This is a genomic window from Blautia sp. OF03-13, assembly GCF_003460685.1.
Lineage (GTDB): Bacteria > Bacillota > Clostridia > Lachnospirales > Lachnospiraceae > Fusicatenibacter > Fusicatenibacter saccharivorans.
Genome location: NZ_QTVR01000019.1, coordinates 21725 through 39836 on the forward strand (window position 1 = coordinate 21725; position 18112 = coordinate 39836).

Annotated in this window: 11 protein-coding genes and 4 pseudogenes; 6 read left to right on the plus strand and 9 right to left on the minus strand. The window is 46.9% G+C overall.

Annotated features, from left to right (window positions below):
* Window positions 1–52: 52 nt before the first annotated feature.
* The 5 genes and pseudogenes from DXA55_RS13365 (at window position 53) to udk (ending at window position 5206) form a co-directional block, all read left to right on the plus strand.
* Window positions 53–1600, plus strand: coding sequence for an ABC transporter ATP-binding protein (locus DXA55_RS13365; RefSeq protein WP_442857665.1), 1548 nt, complete (start codon window positions 53–55; stop codon window positions 1598–1600).
* 18 nt (window positions 1601–1618) lie between these two features.
* On the plus strand, window positions 1619–2740 hold the full coding sequence (locus DXA55_RS13370; protein ID WP_022461586.1) for an ABC transporter permease: 1122 nt from the start codon (window positions 1619–1621) through the stop codon (window positions 2738–2740).
* Window positions 2740–3675, plus strand: a complete 936-nt coding sequence (locus DXA55_RS13375) for an ABC transporter permease (RefSeq protein WP_055225933.1) — start codon at window positions 2740–2742, stop codon at window positions 3673–3675. Before DXA55_RS13370 ends, DXA55_RS13375 begins: the two co-directional genes overlap by 1 nt.
* 248 nt (window positions 3676–3923) lie before the next feature.
* Window positions 3924–4564: pseudogene (gene deoC / locus DXA55_RS13380) on the plus strand (deoxyribose-phosphate aldolase).
* Between the two features lie 13 nt (window positions 4565–4577).
* Window positions 4578–5206: pseudogene (gene udk / locus DXA55_RS13385) on the plus strand (uridine kinase).
* 87 nt (window positions 5207–5293) lie between these two features.
* On the opposite strand, the gene DXA55_RS13390 reads toward udk, so the two are convergent.
* From DXA55_RS13390 to DXA55_RS13410, 5 genes and pseudogenes are all read right to left on the minus strand, one after another.
* Entirely contained in the window at window positions 5294–6172 is an 879-nt protein-coding gene (locus DXA55_RS13390; protein WP_117510628.1) for a DUF3881 family protein, read from the minus strand.
* A gap of 39 nt (window positions 6173–6211) precedes the next feature.
* A pseudogene (gene serS / locus DXA55_RS13395) lies at window positions 6212–7499 on the minus strand (serine--tRNA ligase).
* A gap of 179 nt (window positions 7500–7678) precedes the next feature.
* Complete coding sequence (locus DXA55_RS13400) at window positions 7679–8194, minus strand: DUF4446 family protein (protein WP_022461754.1); 516 nt, start codon at window positions 8192–8194, stop codon at window positions 7679–7681.
* A gap of 11 nt (window positions 8195–8205) precedes the next feature.
* A pseudogene (locus DXA55_RS13405) lies at window positions 8206–9137 on the minus strand (ParB/RepB/Spo0J family partition protein).
* A complete protein-coding gene (locus DXA55_RS13410; RefSeq protein ID WP_022461756.1) occupies window positions 9137–9907 on the minus strand; it encodes a ParA family protein in 771 nt (256 codons plus the stop codon). Before DXA55_RS13410 ends, DXA55_RS13405 begins: the two are co-directional and overlap by 1 nt.
* 2013 nt (window positions 9908–11920) lie before the next feature.
* On the opposite strand from DXA55_RS13410, the gene DXA55_RS13420 reads away from it, so the two are divergent.
* Complete coding sequence (locus tag DXA55_RS13420; protein WP_117814430.1) at window positions 11921–12883, plus strand: alpha/beta fold hydrolase; 963 nt, start codon at window positions 11921–11923, stop codon at window positions 12881–12883.
* A 120-nt stretch (window positions 12884–13003) separates the two neighbouring features.
* On the opposite strand, the gene DXA55_RS13425 is transcribed toward DXA55_RS13420, so the two are convergent.
* From DXA55_RS13425 to DXA55_RS13440, 4 genes are read right to left on the minus strand one after another with little or no spacing between them, the layout of a single operon-like run.
* Entirely contained in the window at window positions 13004–14590 is a 1587-nt protein-coding gene (locus DXA55_RS13425) for a DUF4340 domain-containing protein (RefSeq protein WP_117814431.1), read from the minus strand.
* Window positions 14590–16107 (minus strand): GldG family protein, encoded by a 1518-nt coding sequence (locus DXA55_RS13430; RefSeq protein ID WP_022462024.1) that lies wholly within the window; start codon window positions 16105–16107, stop codon window positions 14590–14592. The genes DXA55_RS13425 and DXA55_RS13430 overlap by 1 nt, the downstream gene beginning before the upstream one ends.
* Before the next feature lie 12 nt (window positions 16108–16119).
* On the minus strand, window positions 16120–16983 hold the full coding sequence (locus DXA55_RS13435; protein ID WP_022462025.1) for an ABC transporter permease subunit: 864 nt from the start codon (window positions 16981–16983) through the stop codon (window positions 16120–16122).
* Entirely contained in the window at window positions 16980–18089 is a 1110-nt protein-coding gene (locus tag DXA55_RS13440) for an ABC transporter ATP-binding protein (RefSeq protein ID WP_117814432.1), read from the minus strand. Before DXA55_RS13440 ends, DXA55_RS13435 begins: the two co-directional genes overlap by 4 nt.
* Window positions 18090–18112: the final 23 nt, after the last annotated feature.

Consider the following 18112-nt stretch of genomic DNA (forward strand, 5'->3'; position numbering starts at 1 on the left):
CCCTGTTTTCCATGCCTTCGGCAGTCCTGCAAAACCACGCTTGAAAGGGAATATGTATATGGAAAATGAGTACATTATTGAGATGTTGAACATCACCAAAGAATTCCCGGGTATCAAGGCGAACGACAACATTACATTACAGCTCAAAAAAGGAGAAATCCATGCTCTGCTTGGAGAAAACGGTGCAGGAAAATCAACCCTGATGAGTATTCTTTTTGGTCTGTATCAGCCTACCTCCGGAATCATCAAGAAGAATGGGCAGGAAGTCCATATCAACACGCCGAACGACGCCAATGATCTCAACATCGGTATGGTTCACCAGCACTTTAAGCTGGTCGAATGTTTCTCGGTTCTCGACAACATCATCCTCGGCGTAGAGCCGACCAAAGGCCTTTTCCTCGAGAAAAAGAATGCCCGTGCAAAAGTCATGGAGCTGAGCGAAAAATACGGTCTGATGGTCGATCCGGACGCTCTGATCTCAGATATCACCGTCGGTATGCAGCAGCGTACCGAAATTCTGAAAATGCTCTACCGTGACAACGAAGTCCTGATCTTCGACGAGCCGACCGCGGTTCTGACGCCGCAGGAAATCGACGAGCTGATGAAGATCATGAAGAACCTCGCAAAAGAAGGAAAATCCATCCTCTTCATCACCCATAAACTCAACGAGATCATGGAAGTTGCCGACCGCTGTACGATTCTCCGCAAAGGAAAATACATCGGAACCGTCAACATCAGCGAAACTTCCAAAGAAGAGCTCTCCCGCATGATGGTCGGAAGAAACGTCAGCTTCTCCGTCAACAAAAAGCCGTCAAAACCGGGCGACACCGTTCTGAAAGTAGAGCACATGACCGTACCGAGCAAGGTGCACGGAAACAACGCCGTCAAAGATGTTTCCTTTAATGTAAGAAAAGGCGAGATTGTCTGCATCGCAGGTATCGATGGAAACGGCCAGTCCGAGTTCGTTCAGGGCCTCACGGGACTGGAAAAAGTATCCGGCGGTAAAATTCTGTTCAACGGACAGGACATCACGAAAGCTTCCATCCGCGGCCGCTCCAAGATGGGCATGAGCCACATCCCGGAGGACCGCCATAAACACGGCCTCGTGCTGGATTACTCCATCGAGCAGAACATGGTGCTGCAGCGTTACTGGCAGCCGGAATTTGAATCCTTCGGCTTTATCAAATCAAAAGCCGTGCGCGAATATGCCGAGCGCCTGATCGAGCAGTACGATGTCCGCAGCGGCCAGGGTCCTGTGACCATCACCCGCAGCATGTCCGGCGGAAACCAGCAGAAAGCAATCATCGCGCGTGAGATCGATAAAGATCCTGATCTTCTCGTTGCGGTACAGCCTACCCGTGGTCTTGATGTCGGAGCCATCGAATACATTCACAGCCAGCTCGTTGCACAGCGCGACAAGGGAAAAGCCGTTCTTCTGGTTTCTCTGGAACTGGATGAGGTTATGGATGTTTCCGACCGTATTCTTGTTATGTACGAAGGAGAGCTGGTCGGCCAGCTGGATCCGAAAGCCGTTTCTGTCGAAGAACTCGGTCTCTACATGGCAGGTGCAAAACGGGATCCGGTTCCCGAAGAAGTATAAAAGAGAGGTAAGAAAAGCATGAACGAAAAAACGAAAAACGCTCTTCTGTCCATTGTCGCTTCTCTTGTATGTATTGTGATCGGTCTTCTTGTGGGATTTATCATTTTATACTGCATCAACGCGGAGAACGCAGTGGATGGATTTACACGAATCATCAAAGGCGGCTTTTACTTAAAGCCGAAGGGAATCGGAAGTGAAATCGCTCAGTCCGCTCCCCTGATTATGACCGGACTTTCGGTTGCATTTGCTTTTAAAACAGGTCTGTTCAACATCGGTGCTGCCGGACAGTACACCGTCGGTGTCTTCGGCGCCCTGTATTTTGCCATCATCCTCCACATGCCATGGTATGTATGCCTTCTGGCTGCTATGGTCTGCGGAGCCATCTGGGGAGCAGTTCCTGGTATCTTCAAAGCATACTTCAACGTAAATGAAGTTATTACTTCCATCATGTTCAACTGGATTGGTCTTTATCTTGTCAATGAGCTGATGTACAACACCATCCCGGGCATGTATGATCAGAAGACCACACGTACTTACAAATTAAGCTCCGCTTCTCCGAAATCCCTGATTCCGGACTGCGGCATGAACTCCATTTTCCGTACCAGTTCCACAACGATTGCGATTTTCATTGCGATTGCCATTGCGGTCATCATCTACATCGTTCTGAACAAAACAACCTTCGGCTATGAGCTGAAAGCCTGCGGATTCAATAAGGATGCTGCCAAATACGCCGGCATCAACGAGAAGAGAAACGTTGTTCTCTCCATGACCATCGCAGGTGCGCTTGCCGGAATCGGTGCAGGCCTCTACTTCCTCTCCGGTGCATCCGAGTGGAACCCGCAGGTATCGACAGCACTCCCGGCCATCGGATTTAATGGTATCCCGGTTGCGCTTCTTGCACTTAGCAACCCGATCGGCGTTATCTTCGCTGCTCTCTTCGTTGCTCATATTTCGGTCGGCGGTGCTTACCTGCCTACGAAATATTATCAGCCGGAGATCGCGGACCTGATCGTTGCCGTTATCATTTACCTTTGCGCATTCGTTACCCTGTTCAAGGGCATCGTTGCAAACCTGTTCAAGAGCAAAAAAGAGCAGAAAGCAAATGCCAATGCAGACAACGGAAAGGAGGAGAAGAAATAATGTTCCTTTTAATTAAATTTACCTTACTGTACGCCGTTGTTCTGATGCTCGTTGCGATGGGCGGTATGTTCTCCGAGCGAAGCGGTGTCATCAACATCGCGCTGGAAGGAATCATGGCGATCGGCGGCCTTGCCGGTGTCTTCGTCCTGGTTCTGTTCCCGGACCTCCCGGCTCCTGCACTTGTGGCACTTTCCATTCTGGCGAGCGCCGTATCCGGTATGATCTACTCTCTGCTGCTTGGCTTCTCCGCCATCACACTGAAAGCAGACCAGACGATCGGCGGAACCGCGCTGAACATGCTGGCTACTGCCATTGCCATCGTCCTGGTAAAAGCATTCAACAACGGCTCGGATGCCGGAAACGGTGCAGCTTCCGCAAAGCTGAACTACACCAACGCCGCTTTCATTTACAAGATCGGACCATTTACCGTGAACATCTTCCTGTTCATCGGCATCATCCTTCTGATCTGCAGCTACGTGTTTCTCTTCAAAACGAAATGGGGACTGCGCCTGCGTGCCTGCGGTGAGCATCCACAGGCAGCCGACTCTGTTGGTATCAACGTATACCAGTGGAGATACACCGGTGTTATCATCTCCGGTGCACTCGGCGGTATCGGCGGATTTGCCTACATCGTTCCGTCCGTTACCACCTGGAACTTCGAAGTCGGCGTAGCCGGTGCCGGATTCCTTGCCCTCGCTGTTATGATCTTCGGTCAGTGGAAACCGTTCCACATTGCCGGAGCAGCCGTATTCTTTGCGGTATTCCGTTCCCTGGCAAACATTGCGGACTCCACCGTCCTCTCCCATCTGGGACTGTCCAAGAACATTTACAACATGATGCCGTTTATCGCATCCATGATTATTCTCGCCTTCACATCCAAGAATTCCCAGGCTCCGAAAGCCGAAGGTATTCCATACGATAAGGGCGCAAGATAATATGTAACTATTCAGAGCCATGTGAAATGGAAGAAAAAATTGCGAATCATGCTTGCATGAATGAGCGGTTTTTTCTGGAATTTCATATGGCGAGCAGCCACATCGAGATGCAGCGCAGCGGAATCGAGATGTGGCTCTGAATAGTTACAATTTTTAAAGGCAGAGCCGTTAAATCCGAACTGTGTTTTTTCGGCTCTGCCTTTTCTCTATCATTCTGATTTATTTTTCATCAAAGAAAGGAAAAAATTATGCTGAACACCAAATTATTTGACCACACTATTTTAAAAGCAGACGCAACCGAAGCACAGGTTGCAAAGATCTGCGACGAGGCACTTGCACATGATTTTGCTTCTGTCTGCGTCAACCAGTACTACACCAAATTCGTTGCTGAAAAGCTCAAAGGATCTGACGTCAAAGTCTGCACCGTTGTCGGCTTCCCTCTGGGCATGTCCGATACCCGTGTAAAAGCGTTTGAGACCCATGCAGCCATCGAAGACGGTGCACAGGAGGTTGATATGGTCATCAACGTCGGAGCCCTCAAAGACGGCAAATACGACTTCGTACGCTCCGATATCCAGACCTTAAAAGAAGTATGCGGCAAGGACATCGTTCTGAAAGTCATCATCGAGACCTGCCTTTTAACCGATGAAGAGAAAGTAAAAGCGTGCGAGCTCGCAAAAGAAGCCGGCGCTGACTTCGTAAAAACCTCCACCGGATTTTCTACCGGCGGTGCAAAAGCGGCTGATGTTGCCTGATGAGAAAGACCGTAGGCCCGGATATGGGCGTAAAAGCTTCCGGCGGAATCCACAACGCAGACGAGGCACAGGCTATGGTAGATGCCGGCGCAAGCCGTCTCGGAACAAGCGCAACACTGGCTATCATCGGATAAAAAGGAGTTTCTTATGGATACGATACTGATAGGAATTGCCGGAGGAAACGGCAGTGGAAAAACGACACTGGCAGATAAGCTGGTAGAAAGTTTTGGACGCGATGAAGTGAGCATTCTGCGCCATGACAACTATTACAAACGCCATGACTATATTCCTTTTGAGGAGCGTGCCAAATTAAATTACGATCATCCCGATGCCTTTGATACCGACCTGTTATGCCAGCACATTCTCGAGCTGAAAGCCGGAAAATCCATCGAGATGCCGGTTTACGATTATGCCATGCATAACCGCTCGGATAAAACGATTCTGGTCCATCCTGCCCCGGTTATCGTGCTCGAGGGCATTCTCCTCTTCGTTGAGAAGGATCTCTGCGATCTGATGGACATCAAAGTCTTTGTCGATACCGATGCGGACGTGCGGATTCTCCGCCGGATCCTGCGCGATGTAAAAGAGCGCGGCCGTTCCCTGGACAGCGTTGTAACGCAGTACCTGACGACCGTAAAACCGATGCACGAGCAGTTCGTAGAGCCGAGCAAGCGCCGTGCCGACGTGATCATCCCGGAGGCGGACAGAACACCGTTGCTCTTGAAATGCTGATCGAGCGGGTGCGTAAGCATCTGAATCTGGTGCAGAACCAGTAAACATCCGTTTATCGCTATAAAAATCTGCAAAAAAAGAACGAGGACTGAATTTTCTCTTTTTCCGTCCTCGCTCTTTTTATTTTTCCCTTACAGATGTTCCAGCATTCCCTGCAGCCAGATCTGGCCTTTGAAACGTCTTCCCACTTCCGGTACTCCAAATAAATCCTTTTCGTTGATACAGATGTCTATCGGCACATCGTTGCAGACGAGGCCGAGCTCATACACCCGCTCGCCCGTTACCGCGTTCTTCGTTGTATTCATCTCCGTAATTTCACCCATCACGCTGTACTGGTCACATTCGAGACCGCTCGGCATAAAAAAGCTATCTACAATAGAAAAGACATCTTCCTTCGTCAGACGCTGGGAAATCATGGCATATGTGTCAATATCATCCATGGTGAGACTTTCCATCGCATCCTCATCCCCGTTTCTGGCAGCCGAGATCAGTGAATTCTTCTGCTGCGTGCTGCGGCGCTCTTTCTCGACCTGTTCCGGGTCTTTCTGGATCGGAAGCAGAATTGTTCCTTCCGCTGCAAGACCGGAGACAGAAAGCGGGAGCGGAAGCGGCTGCAGCGCATTTTTCTGTTTCATCTCAAGATATTCCGCTGCATGCGTCAGATAAAAGATCATCGTGATGCCAAGCCGCATATCGTCGCAGGCGCCTGCAAACGATTCCTTATCGACGTGGCGCTCCACCGATACCTCCTCGTAGGAGCTGATCTGCCCGCCCTCGAAATAGGGATAATAATATTCCATCTGGAAACGGTTGTTCTCATCAATTTCCCCACAGACCGTGATACCACAGTCATATGCATATTCTTTCGAAAATTCAGCAAAAAGGTGGTGTTCTTCTGTTTCCACAATCTTTTTACGGTCGTAGTTTTCTACTACATCACGAAGAATCTCCTGGAGTTCCTTCGTCGTCTTGATCTTTGAAAATCCAATGGTTTTCAGGTAAGCGTGCATAAGAACACCTCCTCTCATTCCTTTGTATTTCTTATGCGATTAGTGTTTCGGAACCAGTTTCTCTTTTCCGCCCATGTACATACGAAGAACTTCCGGAATGCTTACGGTTCCGTCTGCATTCAGGTTGTTCTCCAGGAATGCGATCAGCATACGCGGCGGAGCAACTACGGTGTTGTTCAGGGTATGTGCCAGGTATTTCTTTCCGTCCTCGCCGTTGACACGGATTTTCAGACGTCTTGCCTGTGCATCACCAAGGTTAGAGCAGCTCCTACCTCGAAGTATTTCTTCTGACGCGGAGACCATGCCTCAACATCGACAGATTTTACTTTCAGGTCAGCCAGGTCACCGGAGCAGCACTCCAGAGTACGAACCGGGATATCCATGGAACGGAACAGGTCTACGGTGTTCTTCCACAGTTTGTCATACCACATCATGCTGTCTTCCGGTTTGCAGACAACAACCATCTCCTGTTTCTCGAACTGGTGGATACGATAAACACCACGCTCCTCGATGCCGTGTGCTCCTTTTTCTTTACGGAGCACGGAGAGTAGCTGGTCAGAGTCAGAGGCAGTTTCTCCTCCGGGATGATGCTGTCGATGAATTTACCGATCATGGAGTGCTCGCTGGTTCCGATCAGGTACAGATCCTCGCCCTCGATTTTGTACATCATGGACTCCATCTCAGCGAAGCTCATAACACCGTTTACGACGTTGCCGTGGATCATGAAAGGCGGTACGCAGTAGGTAAATCCGCGGTCGATCATGAAATCTCTTGCATAAGAAAGGATGGCAGAGTGGAGGCGTGCAATGTCGCCCATCAGATAATAGAATCCGTTTCCTGCAACTTCTCTTGCTGCGTCCAGATCGATTCCGTCGAAGGACTCCATAATGTCGGTGTGATACGGGATTTCAAAATCCGGTACAACCGGCTCGCCGAAGCGCTCTGCTTCTACGTTCTCGCTGTCATCTTTTCCGATCGGTACGGAAGGATCGATGATGTTCGGGATCACCATCATGATCTTCTTGATTTCTTCTTCTACTTCTTTTTCTCTTGCAGAAAGAGCCTCGATGCGGGAACCGTCAACAGCTACCTGTTTCTTTACTTCCTCAGCCTCTTCTCTCTTGCCCTGGCCCATCAGTGCGCCGATCTGTTTGGAGATTTTGTTTCTTTTTGCACGAAGTGCTTCTACTTCCTGTTTGATGTCACGGTTTTCTTTATCCAGCTCGATGACTTTATCAACCAGCTCCAGTTTCTGATCCTGGAATTTATTTCGGATATTCTGTTTTACAACTTCCGGGTTTTCTCTTAAAAACTTAATGTCTAACATAATTTCCTCCTAGTAGATCTTATCCCCTCATTTTGGCGGGATTCTTTTTGTTCTTTCCAGCCCGGAACCACTGCCGTTTTTCCAGCATTTATGCGGGTTTGGCGCGTTCCAGTACCATCATATAACAGTATATGCATTTTTTCAAGCGTTCTTTCATGCTGTTTTTCTGCGGTCCGCTTTTACATCAGATCGATCGAATTCATCGTAATTGCCTGGCGCAGCGCGTCGATTTCCTCGGCGCTCAGCATGATATAGGACTCGCCTTTTACGATCTCTTTCAGATATAAAAAACAGTTGTCACGGCTGTGGATTGCATTCAGGATAAAACCTGTGTTTTCTTTGTCGAGCATTGCCAGCGCAAAACTCATCTTTCCGCCCACATCGTCAAACGCATCATATTTTACGATTCCGTATTTGTTCAGCGTCATGCCCTGGATCTTTTTCAGATCCGCAAGATTTTTTTTCGTCAGCTCATTCTGCTTGTTCAGTTTGTCAATTTCCTTGAACCGCTGATGAAACAGCTTTTCGAGTGACTGGGCGTCTTTTCCCTTCATAAAGCTTCTGTACTTCTGGTTCAGTCTGCTCAGACGCAGCGACATGCTGACCGTCATAATCATCATCACGATAATCAGTACAATCAGAAGAAGTACAACAACGCCAAGGTCAATTCCTACCTTACTAAATAAATCGCTCATTATTCTACCTCTTACTGTATTGATTCAAACAGATCCATGATTCTCTCGAGCTCTTCCTGGGAATAATACTCGATCTCGATCTTTCCTTTGTGCTTTGCCCCGCGGTGAATGGAAACCTTCGTACCAATGATACTCTTAATTTTCTCTTCCAGACCTTCGTAGATGGCTTCCTCTTCCAGATTGACTTTCTTTTCTTTCTTCACCTTCGGATTCAGGATCTCTTTGACCAGGCGCTCGGTCTCACGGACACTGAGCTTTTCATCGAAGATTTTCATTGCCGTATTGTACTGGAGCTCTTTATTCTCCAACGCCAGCAGCGTACGCACATGACCGGTTGTCAGCATTTCATCGACAACCATCTGCTGTACCCTGTCGTCCAGTTTCAGGAGACGCATCGAGTTTGTAACCGCTGTTCTGCTCTTGGAAACGCGCTCTGCGATTTCATCCTGGCGGAGATGGAACTCTTCCATCAGGCGTTTGTATGCGTGTGCCTCCTCAATCGGGTTCAGGGATTCTCTCTGAATATTTTCAATCAGGGAAATCTCGACAACTTCCTGCTCGGTAAAATCTTTGATGATGACCGGTACTTCTTTGATTCCGGCAAGCTTTGCAGCCTCCATCTCCGTTCCCCTGCGATGATCTCATAATAATCATCTTTTTTCTGCACCAGAATCGGCTGCAGAACTCCGAACTGTTTGATGGATTCCGAAAGTTCGATCAGGCCGTCCTCGTCAAAGGATTTTCGCGGCTGTTCGCGGTTCGGTTCAATTTCGGAGATTTTCAGTTTCATCTCGACTGGTTTTTCGACAACTTTTTCAACAACCTTCTCGACTACTTTGACCTCCGGTTTTGCCGGTTTCTCTTTTGCTTCTGCTTTGGCCGAATGTCCCGGTGAAATCAGGGAATCCAGGCCCTTGCCTAATCCTCCTCTTCTCGCTGCCATTACTCTTCATCCCCCCTGTGAATCACTTCGTCTGCCAGGAGACGGTAGCTCTCTGCACCAGTGGACCGCTTGTCGTAATAGTTGATCGGCATACCGTAGCTCGGTGCCTCCGCAAGGCGGACATTTCTCGGAATAATGGTTTTGTAGATATTCTGATCCAGGCTGTCTTTTACGTTTTCTACTACCTGCAGAGAAAGATTCGTTCTCGCATCGTACATGGTAAAGACAACGCCTTCCATCTCCAGTTCCGGATTCAGACGCTCCTGCACCAGCTCAATCGTGTGCATAAGCTGGGATAAGCCCTCCAGTGCGTAATATTCACACTGAATCGGCACCAGAACGGTGTCCGCGGTGGTCATCGCGTTGATTGTCAGCATATTTAAGGATGGCGGACAGTCAATAATAATGAAGTCGTACTGATCGCGAACCTGATCAATTGCGTTTTTCAGGATGAATTCTTTGTCTTCCACCCCGATCAGCTCGATCTCCGCTCCGGCCAGATTGACATTGGAAGGGATAAGGGAAAGATTGTCAAAATTCAGAGGAATGATGCAGTCCTCCAGTTTTGACTCTCCAAGAAGCAGCTCATAGATGGTATTTTCCACTTCATTTTTCTCTACTCCCATTCCGCTGGTGGTATTTCCCTGCGGGTCCATATCAATGGTCAGAACTTTTTGTCCCATTTCTCCTAAACAGGAAGAAAGGTTAATTGCGGTGGTAGATTTACCTACGCCGCCTTTCTGGTTTGCAATTGCAATTGTTCTTCCCAAAATATGTATTGCCTCCTTTCATCTTTTTGTTTTCCATTTGCAGTTTTTCCTTTTTACAGGAAATGACCTGCCGGCACTTCTTTCAAAAAAATGATTCATGCGGCAGGTGTTTTGGCATATAGATAGGAAAAATCTCCTTTTCTATGCCAGTCTATCTGAGGAATTCTTCAGATTCTATCTCAAAATTGCCCCAATTTGGGACAAAGATATTTTATCATACTACGCCGGATTTTACTACTGGAAATGTTTCACGTGAAACATTTTCTGCATTTTTGCATGATTAGGCGGTTTGAAACATAAGAAAATTGGAGATTTTTGGCGATGTTTCACGTGAAACATTTTGAAAAGCACTGTTTTACAATAATTTTTCTCGATTTTTACGCTGTTTAAAGGTTTTTTGGAATTTTTTCAGCGATGATTTTGCATTTTTTGATGGTTTCCAAGTAATTCTGCAATGTCAGAACATTTTTTTCTGTTTCACACAGTTTTATAAAATGTTCACGTGAAACATTTTAATTTTTGACGTTTTTGAGGTATAAATATACTGGAAACGTTATTTTAATCGTGTGATGCTCTTTTTCAAGGAAATCTCAGGTGATTAGGAAGAAAAAATCAACTTATCAGGATATTATTGATGCATAGATCAGGAATTAAAACTGTTTATGGTTGTTCGGTGATCGTAAATGTCTCTTTTGTATATAAAATGTATTTTTATTCACCAGGGCTCTGTTTTTTCATCGTTCTTCCTCGCTTTTTTCAAATTTTCAGCATTTTTCTCTTTATTTTCATCAGTAAGAGGCATAATCCGTGAGACATCCTCTTTTTCATTTTTTCTCCAGTTTTTCTCTTTTCGGGCGGTTTTTCTTTGATTTTCTTATTTTACAGGCCAAGCTGCACATTTTCTGTTTTTTATCGATTTATTTGATTTCACTATAATTTTTCTGTTTTTATGGTTTTAATATTTTTCTCTCGCTCCCACGTCTTTTATCCTCTTTTCCATCTTTCTGGCTTACCTTTCTCTTTTTTTGTAAACAATCTCACTTTTTCTCTTTTATCAACATTTTTTATTTCTTCTCTCCGTTTTTTATCCCTCATCGCCATTTCACACCATTTTCTTGCCTTTCACTGCCTTTCACTGCCTCTCCCTCCCGTTTTTATTCTTTTCGCCCATGTCTATACTACATTTTCCCCTTTTCAGTCGTTTTTTGCCTTTTCTCAACTCATTTTTATCTTTTTTGCTTTTTCCGCCTCTTCCATCGTTTTACACCCTCTTTTTGCCATTTTTTTAGATCGTCCTTCATTTTTTCGTTTCTACTTATGTCACTTTCCCCGTCTCATTTTTCACGTTTCACGTCTCTCAAAATGTTTCACGTGAAACATCGTTTTTTACGATTTTCGGTCTTCGGCGATCAGTGAGAAGCGATTTGCTTCCCAGCTTTTCGAAAATCACTCTCATTTTTCACCTCTCTTATTTTTAAAACAATCGTATTTTCTATTTTATTTTTGATTTTCTCCGTCTTTTCTACATTTTTCCTGTATTTTCGCGCGTTTCACGCGGTTTTTCGTCTCTGTTTTCTTTCTTTATTAAATTATTTAATTATATTTTTATATTTTCGTATGAATTGAACTTTTACATTCGTTTTTTCGGATTTTCCAAACCATTTACTAAACGCATTTTGGGACCATTTTTTCATGGATTTTTACCAATCTGGAAGGATTTTATCCCATAGTGCCGTTTTCATGCTTTTATGTGTATTATTGCATCATTTTTTCTCTGTTTTTTGCAGTTATGTAAACTATTTAAATATGCCATTCGCCAGTAGTTGACATAACGTAGTTCTCCTGGAATTGTCTACGCTTTTCGTCAAATTGCGTCTTATTTTCGTCTCTTTTTCTCATTTTTCCCTTAATTTTTGCATTGTATCTTTCCCTTTTTTCGCTTATAATAAGCTCAACACAACGTTTCGAACCGATTCCTCCCCTCCGGGAGACCCCTGAAAGGAGTTTTATCATATGAAACACAGCAAAAAACTGGTCACCTTGAGTGTCCTCACCACGATGTCCGGCGCAGCGATTTACTTTCTGAATAAAACGCTCGATACCGCCGCCGTACGGAAAAACCTGCTCGCCTCGGCTGAAAAAGAGATCTTTTCCTGGCAGTTCGGCGATATTTTTTACACAAAAAAAGGCACCGGAACCCCGATGCTCTTACTTCATGACTTACATTGTGCCTCCAGCGGCCGCGAATGGCAGTATATTGAGGATACTCTCGCAAAGGATCACACCGTCTACACACTCGATCTTCTCGGCTGCGGCCGTTCCGACAAGCCGGCGATCACGTACACAAACTTTTTATACGTACAGCTCATCGTCACCTTCATCAAGCAGGTCATCGGATGTCCAACCGACGTAATTGCATCCGGTTTATCCGGTTCTTTCGTCGTAACCGCCTGCAATACAGCCCCGAAATGCTTCGGCCGAATCATGATGATCAACCCGACCGACCTTGCCAAGCTCAACAAAATTCCGGATAAACGCAGCCGCTTCCTGAAACGCATGATTGAGCTCCCGCTTGTCGGCACGCTGCTGTACCACACGCTCACCGGCCGCTCCAACATCGAGCTTTTATTCACCGAGAGCTACTACCACAACCCGTTCCACCGCTCGCCGGAGGACGTAGACGCCTTCTATGAGTCAGCCCACCTCCAGAGCAGTGCCGGAAAGTACCTTTTTGCAAGCCTTGCGGGCAATTACGTGAACCTCAACATCGGCCACGCCTTAAAGCACATTGACAACAGCATCTTCCTCATCGGCGGCGAGGAAGAGCCGGGCATCGCAGAAACCTTTGCGCTGTACACGGCACTCAACACTTCCATCGAAACCCAGATCCTGCCAAAAACAAAGCACATGCCGCAGATGGAGGCCCCACAGGCCCTCTTAGACCAGATCCAGATCTTCTTCGCACCGGTACAGTAATACCCCCTTCTGCTCCCGGCCTCGAGCGAAAAAATGAGACAAAAAAAACGGAGGATTTACTGATTTTTTCACTCTCAGTAAATCCTCCGTTTTCAATTTTAACCAGATTTTAATGACTCTTTATTCCGCTGATTCTGACGTGCTGTCTGAAGAACTGTCATCTTCCGTCTTTGCCTCAAGCAGTTTCCCGTAATTTTCCAGCATGGTCTTCACGTTATTTTTATTCACGAGTGACGGAACTCCGTCCTCATCTACCGTGTAATAGAAGCTCGAATCATACGGGCTGTAAGCGAATGTCAGGTCGCCGTCTGTCATATGGAAGACTGCGGTAAACTCGGCATCCTTGGCCTGTACGAGGCTCTCATCCTTCGTCTGTGCCTTCAGGCCAATGAGTGAAGAATAGAAGGTGGTAAACGTTGATTTATCAATCGTTTCATCGCCGCAGGTGTAACTGATTTCCTGTGTTGTGGAATCGCTGTCGTCATCCTTTTTCTCTTCCATATGGCGTACATACGTCTTCGTCTCGCCGTTATACGTAATATCAAGGCTCGTCAGATCCGATACATTTTCCATGCCGATATACATGTTCCAGAAATCAGATGCCTTCTTTCCGGTGAAGGTTTCAACGTTCGAAGCCGTCATCAGATGAACTTCATTCGAGCCGTCCAGCTTCACGTAATAAGAACCGCCGTCCTCATTTGCATTGCCGACATACAATACCAGATCTTTCTCCACCGTAACAGTTGTCGTTTCGGAAGAAGAGCTCGTTGCAGTGCTGTCGCTTGATGCAGAATCTGTTGTGGAATCCGAAGAAGTATCTGCCGTTGTTGTATCGTCAGCCTCAACCTCCTGCTCTTCCGTGTAATGCACGCGAATCGTCGTCTTTGGCTGATCCAGTCCGTACTGGGAAAGATCCGATGCGTTGTACGTAACAAGATCTCCAAAGCTAAGAGATGCCACTGCACTTGTCATGGTGCCGATCGAATCCGCATCACCGCCATGTGCCGCTCCATCTGCGTCCACAACCTGCCATTCATCCGTCTGGAGTGCCGAATCAGCAGCGCTTACTTCTTTTGTCAGTGTATATCCGTTCTCACCCTCCACCTGCAGCTTCGTAATGTTTTCCGCCGTCACAGATGGCATGGATTCCGTTGTCGCCCACTCCATCATATCGGACGGGAACATCGTTCCAAGCGATGTGCTTACCAGATAAACCTTACTCGTATCATCGTTCAGATAAATATAGTATCTGCTCGAGCTGTTCTTATCTCCGACATGAATCGTCGTTTTCTCGTCTCCCGCAGTCACTACAACCTCCTGAGACGGCGTCTCGAGCCCAAAATCGGCCATAGAATCGATTTCATCGTCTTCAATGACTCTTTCTGCTGTCATGCTGCTAAGAGAGCTTAAAACGCTCGTTATCTTGCTCTCATCCAGGGGGAATCCATCCTCCTGGTCGTATGTCCAGATATCGGTATCATCGTCTCCTGCTGTTTTCGTAAAGGACACCGTCTCTCCGTTGATCCGGAACGAAAGCGCTGTTACATCATCTTTTGAAAAATCAACCACTTTTTCGGCGTCTGCACCAGAATCCGAACTGCCGCTGTCCGCATCGGCGGTGCTGTTTTTCTTCGTCAGCACCACCAATACGGCAAGAAGCAGTACCAAAAGGATCAGGCAGGCCGCCATCTTTCCTTTTTTCTTCATCACTGTTTTCTCCTCTTCATCCAGATCATCACGCCAATCACAACAAGTACCAGCGGAATTCCCGCAATGGTAATAATAGACCAGGTGTTAACTGCTCCCTGTGTAAATACCAGGTTTGTATAGCTTGTGCTCTTGCTTGGAATAACAACGGTCTGCTCCACATCACACATGGAGGTCAGTGCAGTCGCTGCCAGCTTCGAGTTCGCACCGCTGATTGCCTGGTCAATCTGGCTACTCAGCATCGATGCACTCGAGAAATAAATGATCTGTGTCTCTTTATCATCTACAGTCTCTGTGATGGAAACACCAAGGTCAAATGCGCCCGTCTCACTGTCCGCACTCTTCGACCAGGTGCTGTTCTCCGGGTCATTTTCAATATAAGCGTCCTCGGTGGTCGTCAGAAGGCTCTTGATCGTAATGGTATCACGATAAGAATCGAGCTTCTGAATTGCCTGTGCAACCGGCATCAGAATGTAATTACTCTTTACTTCGGTTGTAATGTCATCACTCTGAATGTTAGGCAGCAGATAATACGGCATCTGCGGATAATAATGCTGGGAATCGGTCTCCACAACAATTCCGCTGGAGCGTTTCACACCGTAATTTTCCAGTATGGAATCCAGATTCGGCATATCCGTTCCGGTATAGCTGGTGAACATCAGAAGCTTTCCGCCGTTTTCCAGGTAGGTAATGACTTTATTTGCCTCATCCTCGGAGAAATCGGTGGTCGGGGACATGATCACAAGCTCCTCGGCATCCTCCGGGATATCGTCTGTCATCAGGGCAAGATCACTGATTTCCACATTGTTTTTGTTAATGGCATCACTAAAGTTTGTAGAGAGATCACTCTCGGAAGCCTCGCCGTGGCCGGTTACCCAGTAAACCTTCGGGTTGTTTTCACTCGTCACATACGTGATGGCGCTGGTAATCTGACCCTCGCCGTCAAAGCCGGTTGTCTGTGTCTGATAGGTCTGATAGTTTGTGGAAGTCTCCCACATATCACTGTTGCTGACCACCTTGCTCTTATCGCCGCATACGACAATTACACTGTTTGCAGCTACCGTCTGATCGGTATACTGACTCGTAAATTTCGGATACAGATCCGGGTCTTTTGTCTCTACTTTGATATGGTCAGAAAGCTCATCGTAGTGCTCCAGCAGCTTCTCGATGGTGTCATCCTCACTGCCCTTCTGCACAATATAATACAGGGTAACGTCTTGATCGAGATCCTTTAATGCCGTTTTCGTCTCATCTGTAATGGAGTACATTTTCTGCGTACTCAGGTCAATCTGTGTTTTGCTGGTCGGAATCTGCGCCACAATCAGGTTAATAACCACAATCACAGCCAGAACAATCACCGTCATAATCGAAGAATAAGAGCCCTGTTTCAGATGCTTTTTCTGCTCCTCGCCGGTAAACACTTCCTTCAGATGTTCTTTGGAGAACGTCTTTTTCAGCTTTTCTTTAATATTAAAATTCATTTTATGCTGTTTCTTTTCTTTCTTTTCGCTGCTCATCGTCTCCACCTCCTAATTCCAGCGTTTCTTCTGCAGGGACTGCATTGCAAGGAAAGTGCAGATTGCAATGACGGACAGGTAGTAAACAACACCGCCAATGTCCAGAATACCGTTCACAAAGTTATCCATATGGCCTGCCATGTTGAATACACCGAGCAGATCCTGGATTTTGCCCTCGAGAAGGGTGGATTTTGTGAAGTAAACTGCCGTCAGCGCGCCTTCGCCGATCACGGCAATCACACCTGTAATGATCGGGTTTTTAATCATACTGCCGATCCAGAGGCATACCAGTGCAATGATGATAAAGAAAGCAAAGAAAGAGCTTCCGGCTCCTTCCGGGAAGAAGTTTGCGATACCGCTCTCCACGTAGCACAGGAACAGGATCACAAAGCCGACAACGGCTGCGATGACCTGGCTCTCGGTGATGGAGGAAACGAACACACCGACCGAAATATAGGCTGCTCCCAGCAGGAAATAGCCAAGGATCGAAGTGTAGGATACAGCGTAGGAAACTGTTCCGTGGGTTCCAAGAAGCAGCGGATACAGGCACATAATCAGCACCGGAATCACATAAATGGTGAGAAGTGCCAGATATTTTCCAAGGATAATATCGGAAATTTTTACCGGTGCGGTAAGGAGCAGCTGATCCGTCTTATTTTTCTGCTCCTCCGACAGGACACGCATTGTCAGAACCGGTACTGCGATCAGCAGAATAAATGCGGAATTCTGCAGCGCGTATCCGATCTCCGGGTAACCCTGCTGCAGGTTGATGGCCGTAAAATACAGGCCGAACAGCGCCAGAGTAAACGCCATAAACAGATATCCGATCATGCTTGTCAGATAGCTTTTTAACTCTTTTTTATAAATCGCCGTCATTGTGCGTCTCCCTCCTCCTGTTTTGTTTCAGCGGCTGATTCCGCTACATCTGTGCTTTTTTCTTCAGACGTTTCCCCGACAGCCGTTTTGTCTGCTTCTGGTTCACATTCTTTTTCACATTCTTTTTGTTTCAGCTGTTCTTTCTCTGCTTTTTTCAGCTTTCTTGCAGCCTTTCCGGAATCATCGGTCAGCTCCAGGAAGACGTCTTCCAGAGACATCGAGGAGGAAGTCAGCTCGAGGATCGGGCAGTTGGCCTTTGCCAGTGCATAGAACAGCTCCTCGCGGATATCCTTATCCTTTTCCGTGGTAATTTTTACCTTAATCTGCTCCTCATTCGGCGTATTTTCATATTGGATCTCTTTTGCATCGAGCGCATTAAGCGCCGGAACCAGCTGCTTTCTCGTTCCGTGAACGGTACATGTAACCGTGTTTGATCCAAGCATCAGTTTACTTAAGTTTTCCGGGGTATCACTCGCAACGAGCTGTCCCTTTGCGATAATCATGACGTAATCGCAGACGGCGCTGACCTCGGAAAGGATATGGGAACTTAAGATAACGGTATGTTTTTTGCCCAGTGATTTAATCAGATCGCGGATCTCAATGATCTGCTTCGGGTCCAGACCTACGGTCGGCTCGTCGAGAATGATGATCGGCGGATAACCGAGCACCGCCTGTGCCAGTCCGACTCTCTGACGGTATCCTTTCGACAGGTTCTTGATCAGACGGTTCTGCATATCGGTGATCTTCACCAGATTCATGACCTCAAGAATCTGTTTCTTTCTCTGATCCTTTGGAATTTTCTTTAATTCCGCCACGAATTTCAGATATTCCAGAACGGTCATATCCGTGTAGACCGGCGGCAGCTCCGGCAGATAGCCGATGCATTTTTTTGCCTCCTCCGGCTCCTCCAGGATGTTGTGGCCGTTGATCAGCACTTCGCCCTCCGTAGATGCCAGATAGCCGGTGATGATGTTCATGGTCGTTGATTTTCCGGCTCCATTCGGGCCAAGAAATCCATAGATCTGGCCTTCTTCTACGGTAAAACTCAGGTTATTGACAGCTACGTGGTCGCCATAGCGTTTCACCAGGTTTTTAACCTCTATCAATGTTCCTTCCTCCTTGTTTCTTA

Coding starts and splice junctions, on each gene's coding strand:
- DXA55_RS13430 (WP_022462024.1), bottom strand. CDS start 16,107: ATGAGCAGCGAAAAGAAAGAAAAGAAACAGCATAAAATGAATTTTAAT.
- DXA55_RS13435 (WP_022462025.1), bottom strand. CDS start 16,983: ATGACGGCGATTTATAAAAAAGAGTTAAAAAGCTATCTGACAAGCATG.
- DXA55_RS13375 (WP_055225933.1), top strand. CDS start 2,740: ATGTTCCTTTTAATTAAATTTACCTTACTGTACGCCGTTGTTCTGATG.
- DXA55_RS13400 (WP_022461754.1), bottom strand. CDS start 8,194: ATGAGCGATTTATTTAGTAAGGTAGGAATTGACCTTGGCGTTGTTGTA.
- DXA55_RS13370 (WP_022461586.1), top strand. CDS start 1,619: ATGAACGAAAAAACGAAAAACGCTCTTCTGTCCATTGTCGCTTCTCTT.
- DXA55_RS13390 (WP_117510628.1), bottom strand. CDS start 6,172: ATGCACGCTTACCTGAAAACCATTGGATTTTCAAAGATCAAGACGACG.
- DXA55_RS13425 (WP_117814431.1), bottom strand. CDS start 14,590: ATGAAGAAAAAAGGAAAGATGGCGGCCTGCCTGATCCTTTTGGTACTG.
- DXA55_RS13365 (WP_442857665.1), top strand. CDS start 53: ATGTATATGGAAAATGAGTACATTATTGAGATGTTGAACATCACCAAA.
- DXA55_RS13420 (WP_117814430.1), top strand. CDS start 11,921: ATGAAACACAGCAAAAAACTGGTCACCTTGAGTGTCCTCACCACGATG.